Genomic DNA, 15,574 nt, shown 5'->3' with positions numbered 1-15,574 from the left:
CGGCGCTTTCGCCGCCCTCCACGGGCGAGCGATCGACCGTTTAAATACGAGCGCGAGCGAAGCCTCTCCAGTGAGCGATCCGATCCCGACCGGCTGTCGACCGGTCGACGACCTGTTGGGCGGGGGGTTCGAGCGCGGGGTCGTCACGCAGGTGTACGGCCCGCCCGCCGCCGGCAAGACGAATCTCGCGCTCGCCGCGGCCGTCGAGGTCGCGGCCGGCGGCGACCGCGCCCTCTACATCGACACCGAGGGGCTCTCCATCGATCGGTTCGAGCAGATGGCCGCGGGGCGAGCCGACCGTCCTGACGCCGACGAGACGGTCGAGGAGATCGCCTCGCGGCTGGTGATCTCGGAGGCGTACGACTTCGACGACCAGCGCGAGGCCGTCCGCGACGCCGAGGAGCTCGCGGAGGAGGTCGAGCTGATCGTGTTGGACTCCGCGACCGGCTTCTACCGCTTGGAACGCGCCGGCGACACCGAGGGCGGCCAGTCGCTCCGCAAGGTCGCAAAGCAGGTGACGCACCTCCTCTCTCTGGCCCGGCGACACGACGTCGCCGTCGTCATCACGAATCAGGTGTTCACCGACCCCGAGGGCGACCGCGACCGCGCGCTCGGCGGCAACACCCTCAACCACTGGACCGGCGCAATCGTCCGCGTCGACCGGTTCCGCGGCGGGAACCGCCGGGCGACCCTCGAAAAGCACCGCTCGAAGCCCGCGGGCGACACCGCCACCTTCCGGATCGTCGCCGACGGGCTCGCCGAGGGCGCCGACGCGTAAGCGTCGCGCGCGGCGAACCGGATGCGGACGGGGCGAGGGACGAACCGGATGCGGACGGGGCGGAGGAACGAATCAGCTACGGACGGCGCGAGGGACGAACTGCGGCAAAGATGACGGCGAAAACGGAGACGGAAGCGGAGATCGTCGCGGCGAAACGGCCGGAGTCGGCCGAAGGCGACGGAACCGGTGACCGTCGCGCCGGGCGCTATCGCCTTACAGCTCGCCGAGCTTGCGGAGGAGTTGGCCGCGGTACTCCTCGTCGGCGTTGACGCCTTTGATCTCCAAGACGTTGCGCTCCAGCTTGTCGAGCGCGACGTGGAAGGCGTGTTCGGCGCCGTACCCCTCGCCGGAGCCGCCGACCTGCCCCTCGTTGGTGCGGAGGCGGATCTGACACTGGATCAGGGGGGTGCCGCGGAGCTTCTCCTTGTGGGCGTGGAGCCGGACGTGCGCGTGGATGACGTGCATGTCCGCGTACTTGTTCGCCACCTGCTCGATGGACTCGACGATGTGCTCGCGGGACGTGGTGTCCAGCAGCTCGACGTTGGTGATCTGCACGTCCATCGAGTCCTGCTCGGTGAACGTGAGCGCGCGCAACACGTCGGTCTTCGTCACGATGCCGGCGACGGTGTCGGCGTCCTTCGGCGTGACGACCAACCCGGACACCTTGTTGTCGAACATGCGCTCGACGACGGCTTCGGCGGTCTCCTCGGCGGTCGCGGTGACGACGGGGCTCGACATGATGTCGTAGACGGGGATGTCGAGCATCCGGTCGATGTCGCCGGCGCGGTCGCCGCTCCCCTGTCGCTCCTGGTCGCGGACGACGAACTCGACGATGTCGTTGGTGGTGACGACCCCGACGAGCCGGCCGTCCTCGTCGAGCACGGGGAGCCGGGAGACGCCGTTCTCGCGGAGGCGGTTGATCGCGCTCCCGACGCTGTCCTTCTCGTTGATCCCGATCACGTCCTCGCTCGCGATCTGACCGACGGTGATCGCGTCGAGGCTGTCGAGGACGGCCTCGAGGATCTGGTCAACGGTGACGATCCCGTAGAGCTTCTCGCCCTCGTACACCGGCGCGATCTTCACGTCGCCCTCGACGAGCAGCCGGGCGGTCTCGCGGATGTCCTCGTGGCGGTCGACCGACGGGGCCGACTTCATCACGGCCGACACCTTGGTGTCGTCCTCCATCCGGGAGCGCATGAGCTGTTTCTCGCCCACCACGCCCGCGTACCCGCCGTCCTCGGTGACGACGATCCCCTTCGGGTTCTCGCGCTCGAAGATGGACCGGACCTTGGCGAGTCGCTCGCTGACGTCGACCTCGACGTACTCCGGCACCGCGATATCAACAATATTCATGGTCCAATCTGCGGGTTGGACGCGCCGGGTATTGAAAGTGCGGGAGGCGTGCCCGCCAGTGAGATCGGCCTCCCTCGACGGCGTGCCCCTGCACACCTTTCCGTTCGGGCGCCGAAGAGGGGGTATGCGACTGTCCACGGCGCTGATCGCGATCGGACTCCTGCTCGTCGTGATCCCGCTACCGGTTCCGATCCCGTTCATCGGCCTGCTCGTGGGGACGATCGTCCTGCTCGTCGGGCTCGTCCTCAGGCTGCTGGGCGTGTGACCCTGCTGGGCGCGTGATCCTGCTGGGCGTGTGATCCCGCCGAACGCGTGAACGTCGGCGGGCCGGTGAAAGGCTTTTGCCGGTTACCGACGGAGAGGGGGGCGTGTACGACGCCGTCGTCCTCGATAAGGACGGGGTCCTCGTCGGCCGGACCCCGTTCGACACCCTCAGAGAGGCCGCCTGGGACGCCTTCGTGAGCCTCGGCGTCGAGGACCCGGACCTGTCTCACGTCGACGACGTCGCCGTCGGCGTCGACCCCGCGACCCTGACGGACATCTGCGAGCGCTACGGGCTCGATCCGGTCGAGTTCTGGCGGGTCCGCGACGAGACCGCCGCGGCCGCGCAGGTCGACGCGGCGCGGAGCGGGCACAAGACCCCGTACGACGACGTCGACGCGCTCCGTCACCTCGACGCCTCGCTCGGGGTCGTCTCCTCGAACCAGCAGGCGACCGTCGACGCGGTCCTCGACCACTTCGGGCTCGCCGGGCGGTTCGAGGTCGCGTACGGCCGCGAACCCTCGATCGCCAGCCTCTCGCGGAAGAAGCCGTCGCCGTACTACCTCGAGCGCGCCCTCGAAGACCTCGGCGCCGAGACCGCGATCTTCGTCGGCGACAACGAGTCGGACGTCCGCGCCGCCGACAACGCCGGCATCGACTCCGCGTTCGTCCGGCGCCCGCACCGGCGATCGACCGAACTCACCTGTCATCCCACCTACGAGATCGACGACCTCCACGACCTCGTGAGCATCTGCGGGCGGGCTCCGGTCGACGCCGACGAGGAGATCTGAGCCGGCGGCTCGACCGGCCGGTCGGGGTCGAGGTCCGCGGATCGCTCGCTTCACCGGCCCCGAAGCCGCCGCCGGAGCGCCTCCTCGGCCGCCCCGACGAGCGCGAGTCCGACCGCGAGCGGTCCCAGAAGCAGCAGGAAGACCGGTCCCCCCTCGCCGCCCGTGAGAGTCGTCCGGAGGAGCGTCGGCACGACGAGCGCAGCGAATCCCACCGCGGGTGTGACGAGTCCGCGGAGCGCACCCGCGGCTGCGACGCCGCCGACCGCGCCCGTCGTGACGACCAGCACCGGGAGGATCACCGCTGGACTGACGCCGACGCCGGCGGCCTGCGCGGCGACGCCGACTCCAAAAACGCCACCGACCGCGATGGCGGTGGTTCCGGTGACGCTCCGGTCGTCGCGTCCGCTTTCATCCGGCGACGAGAGGCTCCGGAGCCGGGCGTCGGCGAGCCCGTACTCCCGCCGCAGTCCGAATTCGACGGCGGCGGCGACGGCGAGCAGGCCGAGCCAGACGTGCCACGCGCCGACGTAGCTGGTGAGGAACACGTCGCCGTCGACGACGAGCTGCCCGCCGAGTTCCGACCACGTCGGGTCCGGCGTCGTCACGTCGCGGTACGTCGCCCATCCCAGCAGCGCCGCGAGTCCCGACGGCAGCGACGCCAGGCCGGTGTGGGCGGTCGCAGCGGCGACGAGGAACCCCGCGGCGAAAATGGAGAGGGCGCTCCCGAGGGACGCGAGCGGCCACAGCGTTTCGGGGACGTGACCCAGCTGACGGAACAGCGCCTCGACGCCGATCAGGTGGGCGATCCCGCCGGCGAGGCCGGCGAGGAGCGTCCGCGTGGAGGGCGGGTGCATCGGCGGTTACGTCTCCCGCGCGGCGGGTAGTCCTTTCGGCGCCCGGGACACAGCACCGATTCGAACGGCACGGATGCGGGCGTCTCGGCCGAAACTCACAGCGACCGAAACCGACATCCGATCGGTCATCGAGGATGGGACCATGCCCTCGCCCTCCACGAGCCCGCGCACCGAGCGGGAGCCGTCGAGCGTGCAGTCGGTCGTCCGGCGGTACCACCGCGTCGAGCGCGTCGTCAGTTGGCTCACGGCCATTGCGTCCGTCGGAGCGTTTCTCGGGGCGCTCGCCGCGCTCTCGCTGCTCCCGGCGCTGGGAGCGGCCGTCGTCCTCCTCGTCGCTCTCCGTGCCCCGGTGTTCCGACGGCGCGGCACGGTCCGACTCCGGGCGGAGGCCGACCCGGAGACGGTGGTCGACGAGTTCGCGTCGGCGACCCCGCCCGTGCTCGCGTTCCAGTGGGGTGTCGCCGACGAGGTCGTCCCGGGGGCCGACGAGCGCGGAGGCGTGGACGGGAACGAGCCCGACACCGGAACCGCCCCGGACGCGACCTACGCGTTCTCGTACCTCCTCGGGCTTCGATCCGTGTCGCTGGACCTCGACGTCGACGTGACGAGGCCCAACGAGGCGTCCGACGACGGGGAGACACCGGCCGAGGCCGTCGCGGTCGTCGACCTCGACGCGACGGCCGACGGGCGACCATGGGGCGCGTACGAGGTCACGGTCCGGGAGGACGAGTCGCTCGGCGGCGGGGAGGCGGAGCCGGAGGTACCTCCCGGCGAATCGGCGACTCTCGTCGACGTGGAGCTACGCCCCGCGCGGCGGTTCGGTCTCCGCCGACTGCCACAGGGGCTCGTCGCCGAGCGGTACTACGCCGACGTGCTGGCGGCGCAGGGGTACGAGGTCCTCGACCGGGCGGTCTCGTTCTCGAGCTAGATCGGCTATCTCTCGCTCGGTTCGGACCCGGCGAGGAGCGCCGTCTTCGGGGCGTCGACGACCGTGCGGGAGACCGCCTCGTCGTCCTCGGCGCCGCGGAGCTCGACGCCGCGGAGACTGAGCGCGACCGCGGCGTCCGCCCGCGCCGCGTCGTCGATCGGTCTGATCCGCTCCTCTCCGCGGTCCCCTTCCTCGCTGTCGCCCTCTCCGTCTCGATGAACGACGACGAGTTCGCCGTCGGCGAAGGCGACGTGGTCGACATCGCGAAGCGGCACGGTCGTGGTCCGGTCGCGGGCGGCGCTGACGACGCCGCCGCCGACCGCGGTGACCGCGCCCAACAGCCCGAGCCCCAACTGCACGGTTCCGCCCCCGCTCAGGAACCACTCCGTCGCGGTGGTGGCGACCGCCGTGAGTCCCGCGACGCCGGTCCAACTGAGGTCGCGGAACGCGGGCGGAGCCCGACCGGCGGCGAGCGCGCGCACCGCTGTGAGGCTCCCGAGGACGCCGCGCCGGAGCCGGAGCTCACCGGGGGCGACGCGGACCGAACCGCAAACCGTTTCGAACGTCCACGCTCCGTGGCCACTCGTCGAACGCGTCATCGGCTCGTCGACGGGGACCGGGCTTTCGAACGCGGCGCGGCTGGCTGCGACATGGAGGGTATACCCTCGCTTCGCGGGCGTTCGTGATAAAATGAGGCACCGACGGCGAGGGCCGCCGGGCGGTCCCTCGACGAGCCGATCGGTTTTTGCGTCGGTCGGACCGAGGTGCGGGCATGCACCTTCCGCCCGTCGGGCTCGGAACGATGGGGATCGACGACCCGGAACCGGTCGCGGCCGCGCTCTCGCTCGGCTACCGCCACCTCGACACCGCCCGGATCTACGGCAACGAGGCCGTCGTCGGCGAGGGGATCGCCGCGTGGCTGGCCGACGGCGACCGCGACCGCGACGACGTCACCGTCGCCACGAAGCTGTGGGTCGACGACCTCGCCGCCGAGGACGTGGGACCCATCGCCCGCGAGAGCGCCGACCTCCTCGGCGTGGCGACGCTCGACCTCTTGTACGTCCACCGCCCGCGCGGGGCGTACGACCCGGCGGAGACTCTCCCGGCACTCGACCGACTCGTCGACGAGGGAGTCGTGCGCGAGGTCGGCGTCTCGAACTTCGAGATCGACGACCTCGACCGCGCGATCGACGTTCTCGACGCGCCGCTCGCGGCCCACCAGACGGAGTTCCACCCCCTGTTCTACCGGCCGGAACTCCTCGAACACGCCCGCGAGCACGGGTACGCCGTGGTCGCCTACTCGCCGCTGGCCGGCGGGCGAGTGAACGAGGTCGACGCCGTGGTCGAGGTCGCCGAGGCGCACGACGCGACGCCCGAGTCGGTCGCGATCGCGTGGGCGACCGCGAAGGACCCGGTCGTGACGATCCCGAAGGCGTCGAGCGAGCGCCACCTCCGCGCGAACCTCGCGGCCGCCGACCTCGATCTGACGCCCGACGAGATCGCCGCCATCGACGCCGTCGAACGCGAGGCGGAGCTGTTTCCGGAGTGAACGGCGGCGAGTACGATCCACATTACTGGATATTTATCTTCGGCACAGCCGAGAGATAGACACGATCCCGCGTCGTTTTTATATCGCCTCGCCCACGGATTCGGTATGACCGAGACCACCGGTGAGGACGCCGACGGGACGCGGATCATCGACGGCGAGGCGGTCGCCGCCGACGTGCGCGACGAGGTGGCTGCCCGCGTCGAGACGCTGGAGGCGGAGGGCGTGACGCCGGGGCTCGCCACGGTGCTGATGAGCGACGACCCCGCGAGCGAGACGTACGTCTCGATGAAACAGCGCGACTGCGAGGAGGTCGGTATCGAGAGCGTTCACGTCGAGATCGACGCCGACGCCCCGGCAGAGGAGCTGTACGGAACCATCGACGACCTCAACGAGCGCGAGGACGTCCACGGGGTTCTCGTCCAGCTTCCGCTCCCCGACCACGTCGACAAGCGCCGCGTGCTTCGGCGGATCGTCCCCGAGAAGGACGTCGACGGCTTCCACCCCGAGAACGTCGGCCGGCTCGTCGCGGGCGACGCCCGGTTCAAGCCCTGCACGCCCCACGGCGTCCAGAAGCTGCTGGCGGCGTACGACGTGGAGACCGAGGGCGCCGACGCGGTCGTCGTCGGACGGTCCGACATCGTCGGGAAGCCGATGGCGAACCTCCTCGTCCAGAAGGGGCCGGTCGGCAACGCGACCACGACCGTCTGTCACTCGCGGACCGAGGACTTGGAAGAGACGCTGTCGACCGCGGACATCGTCATCGCCGCCGTCGGGGTCCCGGAGTTCATCGACGGCTCGATGCTCAAGGAGGGCGCGACCGTGATCGACGTGGGGATCAACCGGGTCGACGCGGACACGGAGAAGGGGTACGAGCTCGTCGGCGACGTGGAGTACGAGTCGGCGAAGGGGGTCGCCGGCGCGATCACCCCCGTCCCCGGCGGCGTCGGGCCGATGACGCGCGCGATGCTCCTCTACAACACGGTGAAGGCGGCCGGACTCCAGCGGGGCGTGGACCTCGACCTGTCGTAGCGACGGCGGGAGGGGAGGGCGCCGTCGGCGACGCGGCGGCGTCAGCGGCTGAACTCGATCGCCGCGCCCTGCCCGAATCCGACGCACAGCGTCGCGAGCCCGCGGTCGGCGTCGCGCTTCCGCATCTCGTGGATCAGGGTGACGGGGAGCCGCGCGCCGGAGGCGCCGAGTGGGTGGCCGATGGCGATGGCGCCGCCGTTGACGTTGTAGATCTCCTCGTCGACGCCGAGTTCTCGGCGGGAGTACTCGCACTGGGAGGCGAACGCCTCGTTGAGCTCCACGAGGTCGTAGTCGTCGACGGTCCGGCCGGCGCGGTCGAGCAGGCTCCGGGTCGCGGGCACCGGGCCGATCCCCATCACGGTCGGGTCGACGCCGGCGACCGCGTTCGTGCCGACCTCCGCGAGCACATCGAGTCCGTGGTCCTCCGCGAACGCCTTGCTCGTGACGAGCGTCAGCGACGCGCCGTCGGAGATCTGCGAGGAGTTCCCCGCGGTCACCGTCCCGTCCCCCGTGAACGCGGGCGAGAGGTCGGCGAGCTTCTCGGCGGTCGTGTCCGGGCGAATTCCCTCATCTTCCTCGACGAGCCCGTCGTCGGTTTCCACGGGAACGATCTCGTCGTCGAACCGGCCCGACTCGGTCGCCTCGGCGGCGCGCTGGTGGCTCCGGGCGGCGTACTCGTCTTGCGCCTCGCGGCTCACGCCGTACTCCTCGGCGACCTTCTCGGCCGTCATCCCCATCTGGAGCTGGAAGACGTTGTACTTCTCCGAGAGCTCGGGGTGGAGGTGCTGGTAGGAGTCGCCGTCCATCGGGACGCGGCTCATGTTCTCGACCCCGCCGGCGATGACGCAGTCGCGGTTCCCGGCCGCGATCGCGTCCGACGCCGAGATGACCGCCTGCATCGACGAGGCGCACCAGCGGTTGATCGAGGTCGCCGGCACCGACTCGCCGAGGTCCGAGAGCAACGCGATGACGCGGGCGACGTTGTTGTCCTGCTCGGTCCGCTGCTGGGCGACCCCCCACATCAGGTCGTCGACGTGGTCGCTCGTCAGCCCCGTCTCCGCGAGCGTGTGGTCGATGAGCCGCGTCGAGAGGTCCTCGCTGCGGACGTCCGCGTAGACGCCCCCGTCGCGTCCCTGCGGCGTTCGGTAGGCGGCGGCGATAACCGGGGTGGTCTCGTCTGTCATGAACGATCACTGGCCGGTCAGGAACTTAAAACGGCGTGGAACCCGAGGGAATCCGACCGCAGTTTACCGTTTTCCGCTCATTCCGTCAGGAGGTTCTCGCCGGTCATCTCCCCGGGCCGATCGACGCCGATCAGGTCCACGAGCGTGGGGGCGATGTCGCAGAGGGAACCGCCCTCGCGGACCTCGCGTTCCCCGTCGTCGCCCTCGGGCGTCAGGTAGACGAACGGGACCGGGTTGAACGTGTGCGCGGTGTGGGGATCTTCGAGGGTCCCCATGTCGTCGGCGTTGCCGTGGTCGGCCGTCACGACCGCGTGCCCGCCCGCGTCGGCGACCGCGTTGAGGAGCCGGTCGAGCTGCGCGTCCACCGCCTCGACCGCCTCGACCGCGGCGTCGAAGTCGCCGGTGTGGCCGACCATGTCGGGGTTCGCGTAGTTCAACACCAGCAGGTCCGGGTCGTCGGCCTCGATGATCCCGACCGCCTCGTCGGTCACCGCCGGGGCCGACATCTCCGGCTGCTGGTCGTACGTCGGCACGTCCGGGCTCTCGACGATCTCGCGGCGCTCTCCGGGGAACTCCACCTCGCGGCCGCCGTTGAGGAAGTACGTCACGTGCGGGTACTTCTCCGACTCGGCGATCCGGAGCTGCGTGAGCCCGGCCTCGGAGGCGACCTCGCCGATGGTGTTCTCGGGCATTTCCGGCGGGAACGCCACCGGGAAGTCGAACGTCTCGTCGTACTCGGTCATCGTCGTCATCCGGATGTCGGGCTGGTCCAGATCGAACTCCCACGCCGGCCGCGTGTCGGTGAGCATCCGAACCAGCTGCCGGGCGCGGTCCGCCCGGAAGTTGAAGAAGACGACCGCGTCGCCGTCATCGAGCTTGCCTCGATCGCTCGATGAGCTTTGCTCATCGGTGTCGGCGAGCGCGGGCTCGTCGTCCACGAGCGTCGGCTCGATGAACTCGTCCGTCTCGCCGCGTGCGTGCGCCTCGGTCGCGGCATCGACCGCCGTCTCGGCCTCGTGAGGCGCCTCGCGCTCGACGATGGCGTCGTACGCCTTCTTCGTCCGCTCCCAGTTATCGTCGCGGTCCATCGCGTGATAGCGGCCCGTCACGGTCGCGACGTGGCCGGTCCCCCGCTCGTCGGCCTTCGCGGTCACGTCCGCGAGGAACCGGTCGGCGATCTCCGGGGCGGTGTCGCGGCCGTCCGTGAACGCGTGGCTCGTCGCCGGCACGCCGGCGTCGGCGGCGGCGTCGATCAGCGCCAGCAGGTGCTCCACGTCCGAGTGGACGCCGCCGTCGGAGACGAGCCCCATGAAGTGGACCCGCCCGCCGGTCGACTTCGCGTGGTCGAGCGCGTCCGCGATAGCGTCGTTGTCGGACAGCGACCCCTCCGCGAGCGCGTCCGAGATGCGGGTGTACGCCTGCTTGACGACCCGCCCCGCGCCGATGTTCAGGTGGCCGACCTCGGAGTTCCCCATCTGGCCCTCCGGGAGCCCCACGCGTCGCCCGTGGACGACGAGCCGGCCGTCCGCGCCGCGCTCGGTCGCGGCATTGAACGTCGGCGTGTCGGCCGCCGCGACCGCGTCGCGGCCCGCCGGTCGACCCGAGGGGTCGACCGTCTCGCCGTCCTCGCCGTCCTCGCCGCCGGGTCCGTCCCCGTCGTCTCCGCCCGCTCCGCCGCCGAGACCCCATCCGTCGAGAATGATGAGCGCCGTGTCCATGCCGCCAGTTCCCGGCGGCGGGGTAACTACCCTTCGCTCCGGGCGACCGCCGAACGCGACGCCGACGAGTGCCGGGAAGCGGGCGACCGGCCCGTTCCGGCTAAGTCAGCCTTTTCCCGTTCCGACGCTAACTATACGTTAATGGACTCCGCGGTACTGCTCGATCTCCTCGGCAACGAGAACCGGCGGCGCATCCTCCGGCTGCTCGCCACCAAGCCCTGTTACGTCACGGAGATCTCGGAGTACCTCGACGTGAGCCCGAAGGCGGTGATCGACCACCTGCGGAAGCTGGAGGAGGCCGGCCTCATCGAGTCGACCACCGACGACCAGCGCCGCAAGTACTTCCGAATCGCGCGGAGCCTCCGGCTGGAGGTGAGCGTCTCCCCGTACGGCTTCGGCGCGAAGAGCGCGTACCCCGCGAAGAACAGTTTCGACATGGCGGCGCGGTGCCAACACCTCTCGATAGAGACCCCCGACGGGTCCGGACCGTCGAGCGATCTGGGCGACCTCGCCGGCGAGTTCGGCCGGCTCCAGGACCTCGATCGGGAGCTCTCGCTGGCCCAGCGGTGGGTGCAGGGCCGCGTGGAGGACACGCTGGCGGAGATCGACGAGCGGCTCGGCACCGAGTCGGACAGCCGCTTTTTCGCGGCCGTCCTCGCTGCGCTGGTCGAGACCGACGGCACCTCCGCGGCGGTCGCCGACGAGGTCGGCGCCCGCCAGGAGACGGTCGCGGACGCGCTCCGGCGGCTCGCCGACGTGGGGGTCGTCGCCCGCGACGGCTCCGACGACGTGGACCGCTACCGGATACGGTAGGGGGCGGCGATCGGGGGTCGTCTCCGCGGGGCACCGATCCCTGCACGGCCGGCCGCTTTCGGAACCTTTTGGCGCGCTCCCGGGAGAGGTCGGTGCGTGAGCCGAACACGGAATCTCGCGTTGTTTCTCGTCCTCGCCGCGGTGTGGGGCTCGGCGTTCATGGCGATCAACGCCGGGCTGGCGTACTTCCCGCCGGTGCTCTTCGCCGCGTTCCGCTTCGACATCGCGGGCGTCGTCATGCTCGCGTACGCGGCGTACGTCGTCGACGACCCGATCCCGCGGGGGCGCGACGAGTGGACCACCGTCGCCGTCGGCGCGACGCTGATCATCGCCGCCTACCACGCGTTCCTCTTCGTCGGCGAGAGCGATCCCGCCGTGACGAGCGCGGTCGCCGCCGTGATCGTCAGCCTCTCGCCCGTGTTGACGACCGTCTTCGCGCGCGCCTTCCTCCCCTCCGAGCGGCTGACGGTCGTCGGCGTGATCGGCCTCTTGGTCGGGCTCGTCGGGGCGGTCGTGCTGGCCGCGCCGGACCCGAGCAACCTCGCCGGCGGCGGCACGATCGCGAAGCTCCTCGTGTTGCTGGCGGCGGCGTCGTTCGCGCTCGGCTCGGTGCTGACGCGGGCGTCCGACGACGATCTCCCGATCGAGACGATGGAGGCGTGGTCGATGCTCGTCGGCGCCCTGTTGACGCACCTGCTGTCGCTCGCGCTCGGCGAGTCGGTCGCCGACGTGGCATGGACCACCGAGGCGGTGCTCGCGCTCGGATACCTCTCGATCGTCGCCAGCGGGCTCGGCTTCCTCATCTACTTCGATCTCCTCGACCGGCTCGGGCCGATCGAGATCAACCTCGTCTCGTACGTCGCACCGGTGTTCGCCGCGATCTCCGGGTGGCTGTTCTTGAGCGAGGCGATCACTCCCACCACCGTCGCCGGCTTCCTGATCATCTGCCTCGGCTTCGCGCTGGTGAAGCGGGTGGCGTTCCGAGACGCGCTCCGCGAGTACGGCGTGGTCGGATGACGCGAGCGCGCCGTCGCCGTGAGGTCGGAGCGACGAAGACCCGACGACCGCGTAGCGACGAGGGTGCGGACGGAACGGTTCCGGGCGCGTGACGCGGCCGAATACGTTCGGGAACGAGCCCCGCCGAGCCAACAGACACTTATGAGAGCCGAAACGACCCCGGGCACATGTCCGTCCCCGAACGATCGAGCCGAACGCGTGGAATCGCCGGCGCTACGGGCGGCGCCGTCGCGTACATCCTCGGCTATCTGGTCGTGTACGTCACGCAGGGCGACCGGATCGAGGAGGGGTTGTCGGGAATCAACTTCTTCGCCGACCTGTTCGGCGGCGATCCGATCTCCACGTGGCAGGCCGCCGGCTGGATGTTCTACAACGCCCACTTCGTCGACGTCGACGTTCCCTCGCTGATCGGCGGGGCACAGTCGACGAACCTCATCACGCAGGCCGAGGGCGGGTCGCTGACGTTCCTCTTCGTTGTCCCGCCGATCCTGCTCCTCCTCGCCGGCGCCGTCGCCGGGCGGACCGCGAACGCCGACAACCCGGTCGAGGGGGCGCAGGCCGGCGCGTTCGTCCTCGCCGGCTACCTCCCGCTCGCGGTGATCGGGGCGTTCCTGTTCCGGTACGCCGTGGGCGACGGGACCGTGGCGCCCGACCTCGTCACCGCGGTGCTGCTCGCCGGCGCCGTCTATCCGGCGGTCTTCGGTGCGATCGGCGGGGCGGCCTCGTCGCTGCTGAGCGACTGAGTCGGCGGCACCGCGTCCCGGTGACGCGTTCCGGCGGCGCGTCTCGGACCCGTCAGTACTCCGCGTCCTCGGGGTCGATCCGGTCGCCGTACTCCCGCTCGGGGTCGACGGGACGCCCCCCGTCCGTCTCGGGCGCGACGTAGTCGATGAACGCCTCGACGTCCGGCTCTCGGACGCGGACCTCGACGTCGATCTCGCCGAGCTCGTCCGTCTCGCCGACCGCGAAGTTGACGACGCCCTCGAACGCCGCCTGCTTCTTTAACGAGAAGTCGAACCCCTCGTCGGTGCAGTTCTGCAGGAATACCCGCCGGGCCGTGTCGAGGATCTCCTGTTCGTGGAGCACGTCGGAGAAGGCGTCGAGGGTGTGCGCCTCGGCGACCAGCCGGCCGTCCTCGTGGGCCGGCTCCGCGTCCGGGAACACGTTCCGGACCGCGTCGGCGACCCGGTCGGTCACCTCGGTGTCGCGGACGGGGGCCTCGATCCGCACGTCGACGCTGTAGATCACGAGCCGTCACCTCCGGCGTTCGCGGTCGCGGGGTCGGCGTCCGGATCGGCGTCCGGATCCGTGTCGGCGTCCTCCTCATCGTCACCCTCCCCATCGTCTTCCTCCTCTGCGACGCCGAGCACCTCCCGGACGCGGCGTCGGAACGCCGCCAGCGACCCGGTGTTGTCGATCTCGACATCGGCCCGTTCGAGCGTCTCGCCGAGGCCGAGGTCGAGCTCCCGCTCGTCGCGCTCGCGGAGGGCCCCTAGGTCGGCGTCGGAGTCGTCGCGGCCGCGCTCGCCGAGCCGCTCGGCGCGGACCTCGAAGGGGGCGTGGACCGCCACCAGCGTGAAGTCGTCGCCGAACGCCTCGCGGAAGCGCTCCAGTTCGACGGTCGATCGGAGCCCGTCGACGAGGACGGTGTCGCCCTCGCTCTCGGCCGCCGCCTCACGGATCCGCGGGAGCGTGCGGGCGGCGATCGCGTCGTCGCCCTCCTCCTCGCGGAGCGTGCCCGCGATCCGGCCGTGGTGTTCGGCCGGGTTGAGCCCGCGTCGGCGGCACTCGGCCCGGATCACGTCGCCCATGACGACGACCGGAATCCCCGCCTCTTCGGCTACGTTCGCCGCCTCCCCCTTCCCGCTGCCGGGGAGGCCGACGGTTCCGATAACGTTCATTAGCGGCGAGTAGTCCCGTGCCGGACTTAGGTCTGCTGTTGGGACGTGGCGCGGTCGACGCCGACGCGAACCGTCGGCGTTTTTGGCACTGGGTGAGAGAACTCGGAATGAGGGCACATAGCTCAGCCCGGATAGAGCGTCGGACTTCTAATCCGACGGTCGTGGGTTCGAATCCCACTGTGCCCGTACAGCGAGGAACGCAGCAACGAGCGGACCGGCACGCAGGGGATTCGAACCCTATCAGTCGCGCGTAGCGAGCGAACGCCTCTGGTTTTAAAGAGATGTTTATACTGGTGTGACTGACAGAAACGGCACTTGTACTATTATTTGCTTCCGGCAAAGTTGCTAGGGAAAGATGAGACAAAGTATAAGACGCTACCAGACAGGATATTGGGTATGGACCGTCAAGAGTTAGAAGAAAAAATGCAGAAGCACATGGAAAAAAGAAAGAGTGCCTACGTTAAAATGGGAACTGTGGATTCCGAATAGATTCTAGTTTTCTCTAATCCTTTTCAATTTCTCACGTAGATCTTGCTCAGTATGATAGGTCAATGCTGGATATTCGATATCAAATAATAAATGTTTAAAATATTGATGCCAGTGCCAATACAGTGTATTTTGTTTCCAGAGCCGTTCAAATTTACGCTCTGGATATAAATGACGATGATACTTAGAGAGCAAAACTGCTTTTCCAATATCAATGTCACTCCCGGGCCATTCATGATTTTCATCAATTATTTCATTACTCATCATTAGTCTGCCCAATGTGAGCATCGCAGTTCGGTGATTAGCGTCAGGAAATAGGTGGAATGAAACAAGGGTGGTTACCCAATGAGCACACTGAGACGTTATCGGCTCTGTCCGAGGGAATTCACGAATTATTCGATCTAACTTCCACTTTTTTGCAGATAGTACCTTTCGGCACTCCTGCCTAGGATCTCGAACATCAACAGAATATTCATGTTCTGATTTCCGATCAGGGTCCCTCGTCTCTCTGAAGATGTCATAATTTGTTTGTTTTATATCTTGCTGGTTTAATAATGATAAATCAGTTATTCTAACGTCTGTTAAATCCAACAACTTGTTAAGATCAAAATAACCATCCGACTGTGGACGTTTGAGTTCACCGGTTATTACCTTTTGACCTTCATTAGATAAGCTATACAATTCATTCCCTTCTGTATTTACTAAACCTATTCTCTCTAAATATTTGCATTGAAGTCGAAGTTGGCTTTTTGATCTGCGGGATCTGGATAACTGATTAATAGATAGTCCATCATTCTCACCGATTTCTTTTAGAATATCAATATCCGAAAGACTGGACACCCCTCTTGATTCTCGCCATGGTAGATAGGGTGCATCTGTCATTTACTATTTGTCACCTAACCAGATGTGAGC

At 68.3% G+C, this 15,574-nt stretch carries 17 protein-coding genes and 1 tRNA gene; 10 read left to right on the top strand and 8 right to left on the bottom strand.

Going from position 1 to position 15,574, the window contains the following annotated elements:
• Window positions 1-70: 70 nt before the first annotated feature.
• Entirely contained in the window at window positions 71-778 is a 708-nt protein-coding gene (gene radB / locus ESO89_RS10495) for a DNA repair and recombination protein RadB (RefSeq protein WP_128905463.1), read from the top strand.
• Between the two features lie 213 nt (window positions 779-991).
• On the opposite strand, the gene ESO89_RS10490 is transcribed toward radB, so the two are convergent.
• Window positions 992-2,131, bottom strand: coding sequence for a CBS domain-containing protein (locus tag ESO89_RS10490; protein WP_128905462.1), 1,140 nt, complete (start codon window positions 2,129-2,131; stop codon window positions 992-994).
• A 124-nt stretch (window positions 2,132-2,255) separates the two neighbouring features.
• Here ESO89_RS10490 and ESO89_RS18550 point away from each other — a divergent pair, with 124 nt between their 5' ends.
• Window positions 2,256-2,396, top strand: coding sequence for a hypothetical protein (locus ESO89_RS18550; protein ID WP_164932778.1), 141 nt, complete (start codon window positions 2,256-2,258; stop codon window positions 2,394-2,396).
• 103 nt (window positions 2,397-2,499) lie between these two features.
• A complete protein-coding gene (locus ESO89_RS10485) occupies window positions 2,500-3,183 on the top strand; it encodes an HAD family hydrolase (protein WP_128905461.1) in 684 nt (227 codons plus the stop codon).
• Between the two features lie 50 nt (window positions 3,184-3,233).
• On the opposite strand, the gene ESO89_RS10480 is transcribed toward ESO89_RS10485, so the two are convergent.
• Window positions 3,234-4,037, bottom strand: coding sequence for a hypothetical protein (locus ESO89_RS10480; protein WP_128905460.1), 804 nt, complete (start codon window positions 4,035-4,037; stop codon window positions 3,234-3,236).
• Window positions 4,038-4,179: 142 nt separating this feature from the next.
• On the opposite strand from ESO89_RS10480, the gene ESO89_RS10475 reads away from it, so the two are divergent.
• Window positions 4,180-4,965 carry a hypothetical protein gene (locus ESO89_RS10475; protein ID WP_128905459.1) on the top strand — a complete coding sequence of 262 codons (786 nt, stop codon included), beginning with the start codon at window positions 4,180-4,182 and terminating at the stop codon, window positions 4,963-4,965.
• A 5-nt stretch (window positions 4,966-4,970) separates the two neighbouring features.
• Here the strand turns inward: ESO89_RS10475 and ESO89_RS10470 are convergent, their stop codons facing one another.
• Window positions 4,971-5,564 (bottom strand): hypothetical protein, encoded by a 594-nt coding sequence (locus ESO89_RS10470; protein WP_128905458.1) that lies wholly within the window; start codon window positions 5,562-5,564, stop codon window positions 4,971-4,973.
• A 173-nt stretch (window positions 5,565-5,737) separates the two neighbouring features.
• Between ESO89_RS10470 and ESO89_RS10465 the strand changes: the two genes are divergently transcribed.
• Window positions 5,738-6,514, top strand: a complete 777-nt coding sequence (locus ESO89_RS10465; RefSeq protein WP_128905457.1) for an aldo/keto reductase — start codon at window positions 5,738-5,740, stop codon at window positions 6,512-6,514.
• Between the two features lie 105 nt (window positions 6,515-6,619).
• Complete coding sequence (locus ESO89_RS10460) at window positions 6,620-7,543, top strand: bifunctional methylenetetrahydrofolate dehydrogenase/methenyltetrahydrofolate cyclohydrolase (RefSeq protein ID WP_128905456.1); 924 nt, start codon at window positions 6,620-6,622, stop codon at window positions 7,541-7,543.
• A gap of 41 nt (window positions 7,544-7,584) precedes the next feature.
• Here ESO89_RS10460 and ESO89_RS10455 read toward each other — a convergent pair whose 3' ends face one another.
• Both ESO89_RS10455 and gpmI read right to left on the bottom strand, forming a co-directional pair.
• Window positions 7,585-8,727 carry a thiolase family protein gene (locus tag ESO89_RS10455; RefSeq protein WP_128905455.1) on the bottom strand — a complete coding sequence of 381 codons (1,143 nt, stop codon included), beginning with the start codon at window positions 8,725-8,727 and terminating at the stop codon, window positions 7,585-7,587.
• 77 nt (window positions 8,728-8,804) lie between these two features.
• Complete coding sequence (gene gpmI, locus ESO89_RS10450) at window positions 8,805-10,445, bottom strand: 2,3-bisphosphoglycerate-independent phosphoglycerate mutase (RefSeq protein WP_128905454.1); 1,641 nt, start codon at window positions 10,443-10,445, stop codon at window positions 8,805-8,807.
• Window positions 10,446-10,586: 141 nt separating this feature from the next.
• Here gpmI and ESO89_RS10445 point away from each other — a divergent pair, with 141 nt between their 5' ends.
• From ESO89_RS10445 to ESO89_RS10435, 3 genes are all read left to right on the top strand, one after another.
• Complete coding sequence (locus ESO89_RS10445) at window positions 10,587-11,258, top strand: ArsR/SmtB family transcription factor (protein WP_128905453.1); 672 nt, start codon at window positions 10,587-10,589, stop codon at window positions 11,256-11,258.
• A gap of 96 nt (window positions 11,259-11,354) precedes the next feature.
• Entirely contained in the window at window positions 11,355-12,275 is a 921-nt protein-coding gene (locus tag ESO89_RS10440; protein WP_128905452.1) for a DMT family transporter, read from the top strand.
• A 167-nt stretch (window positions 12,276-12,442) separates the two neighbouring features.
• Entirely contained in the window at window positions 12,443-13,018 is a 576-nt protein-coding gene (locus ESO89_RS10435; protein WP_128905451.1) for a transporter, read from the top strand.
• Between the two features lie 52 nt (window positions 13,019-13,070).
• On the opposite strand, the gene ESO89_RS10430 is transcribed toward ESO89_RS10435, so the two are convergent.
• Window positions 13,071-13,523, bottom strand: a complete 453-nt coding sequence (locus ESO89_RS10430; protein WP_128905450.1) for an RNA-binding domain-containing protein — start codon at window positions 13,521-13,523, stop codon at window positions 13,071-13,073.
• Window positions 13,520-14,176, bottom strand: a complete 657-nt coding sequence (locus ESO89_RS10425) for an AAA family ATPase (protein WP_128905449.1) — start codon at window positions 14,174-14,176, stop codon at window positions 13,520-13,522. Before ESO89_RS10425 ends, ESO89_RS10430 begins: the two co-directional genes overlap by 4 nt.
• A gap of 111 nt (window positions 14,177-14,287) precedes the next feature.
• Here ESO89_RS10425 and ESO89_RS10420 point away from each other — a divergent pair.
• Window positions 14,288-14,362 (top strand) — tRNA-Arg (locus tag ESO89_RS10420).
• A 306-nt stretch (window positions 14,363-14,668) separates the two neighbouring features.
• On the opposite strand, the gene ESO89_RS10415 is transcribed toward ESO89_RS10420, so the two are convergent.
• The gene (locus ESO89_RS10415) at window positions 14,669-15,544 is read right to left on the bottom strand and encodes a hypothetical protein (protein ID WP_128905448.1); all 876 of its coding nucleotides are present in this window, start codon (window positions 15,542-15,544) and stop codon (window positions 14,669-14,671) included.
• Between the last annotated feature and the right edge of the window lie 30 nt (window positions 15,545-15,574).

Source organism: Halorubrum amylolyticum (assembly GCF_004114995.1).
GTDB lineage: Archaea > Halobacteriota > Halobacteria > Halobacteriales > Haloferacaceae > Halorubrum > Halorubrum amylolyticum.
Note: the sequence above shows the minus strand (reverse complement) of the source record. Positions and strands in the feature narration are given on the sequence as shown.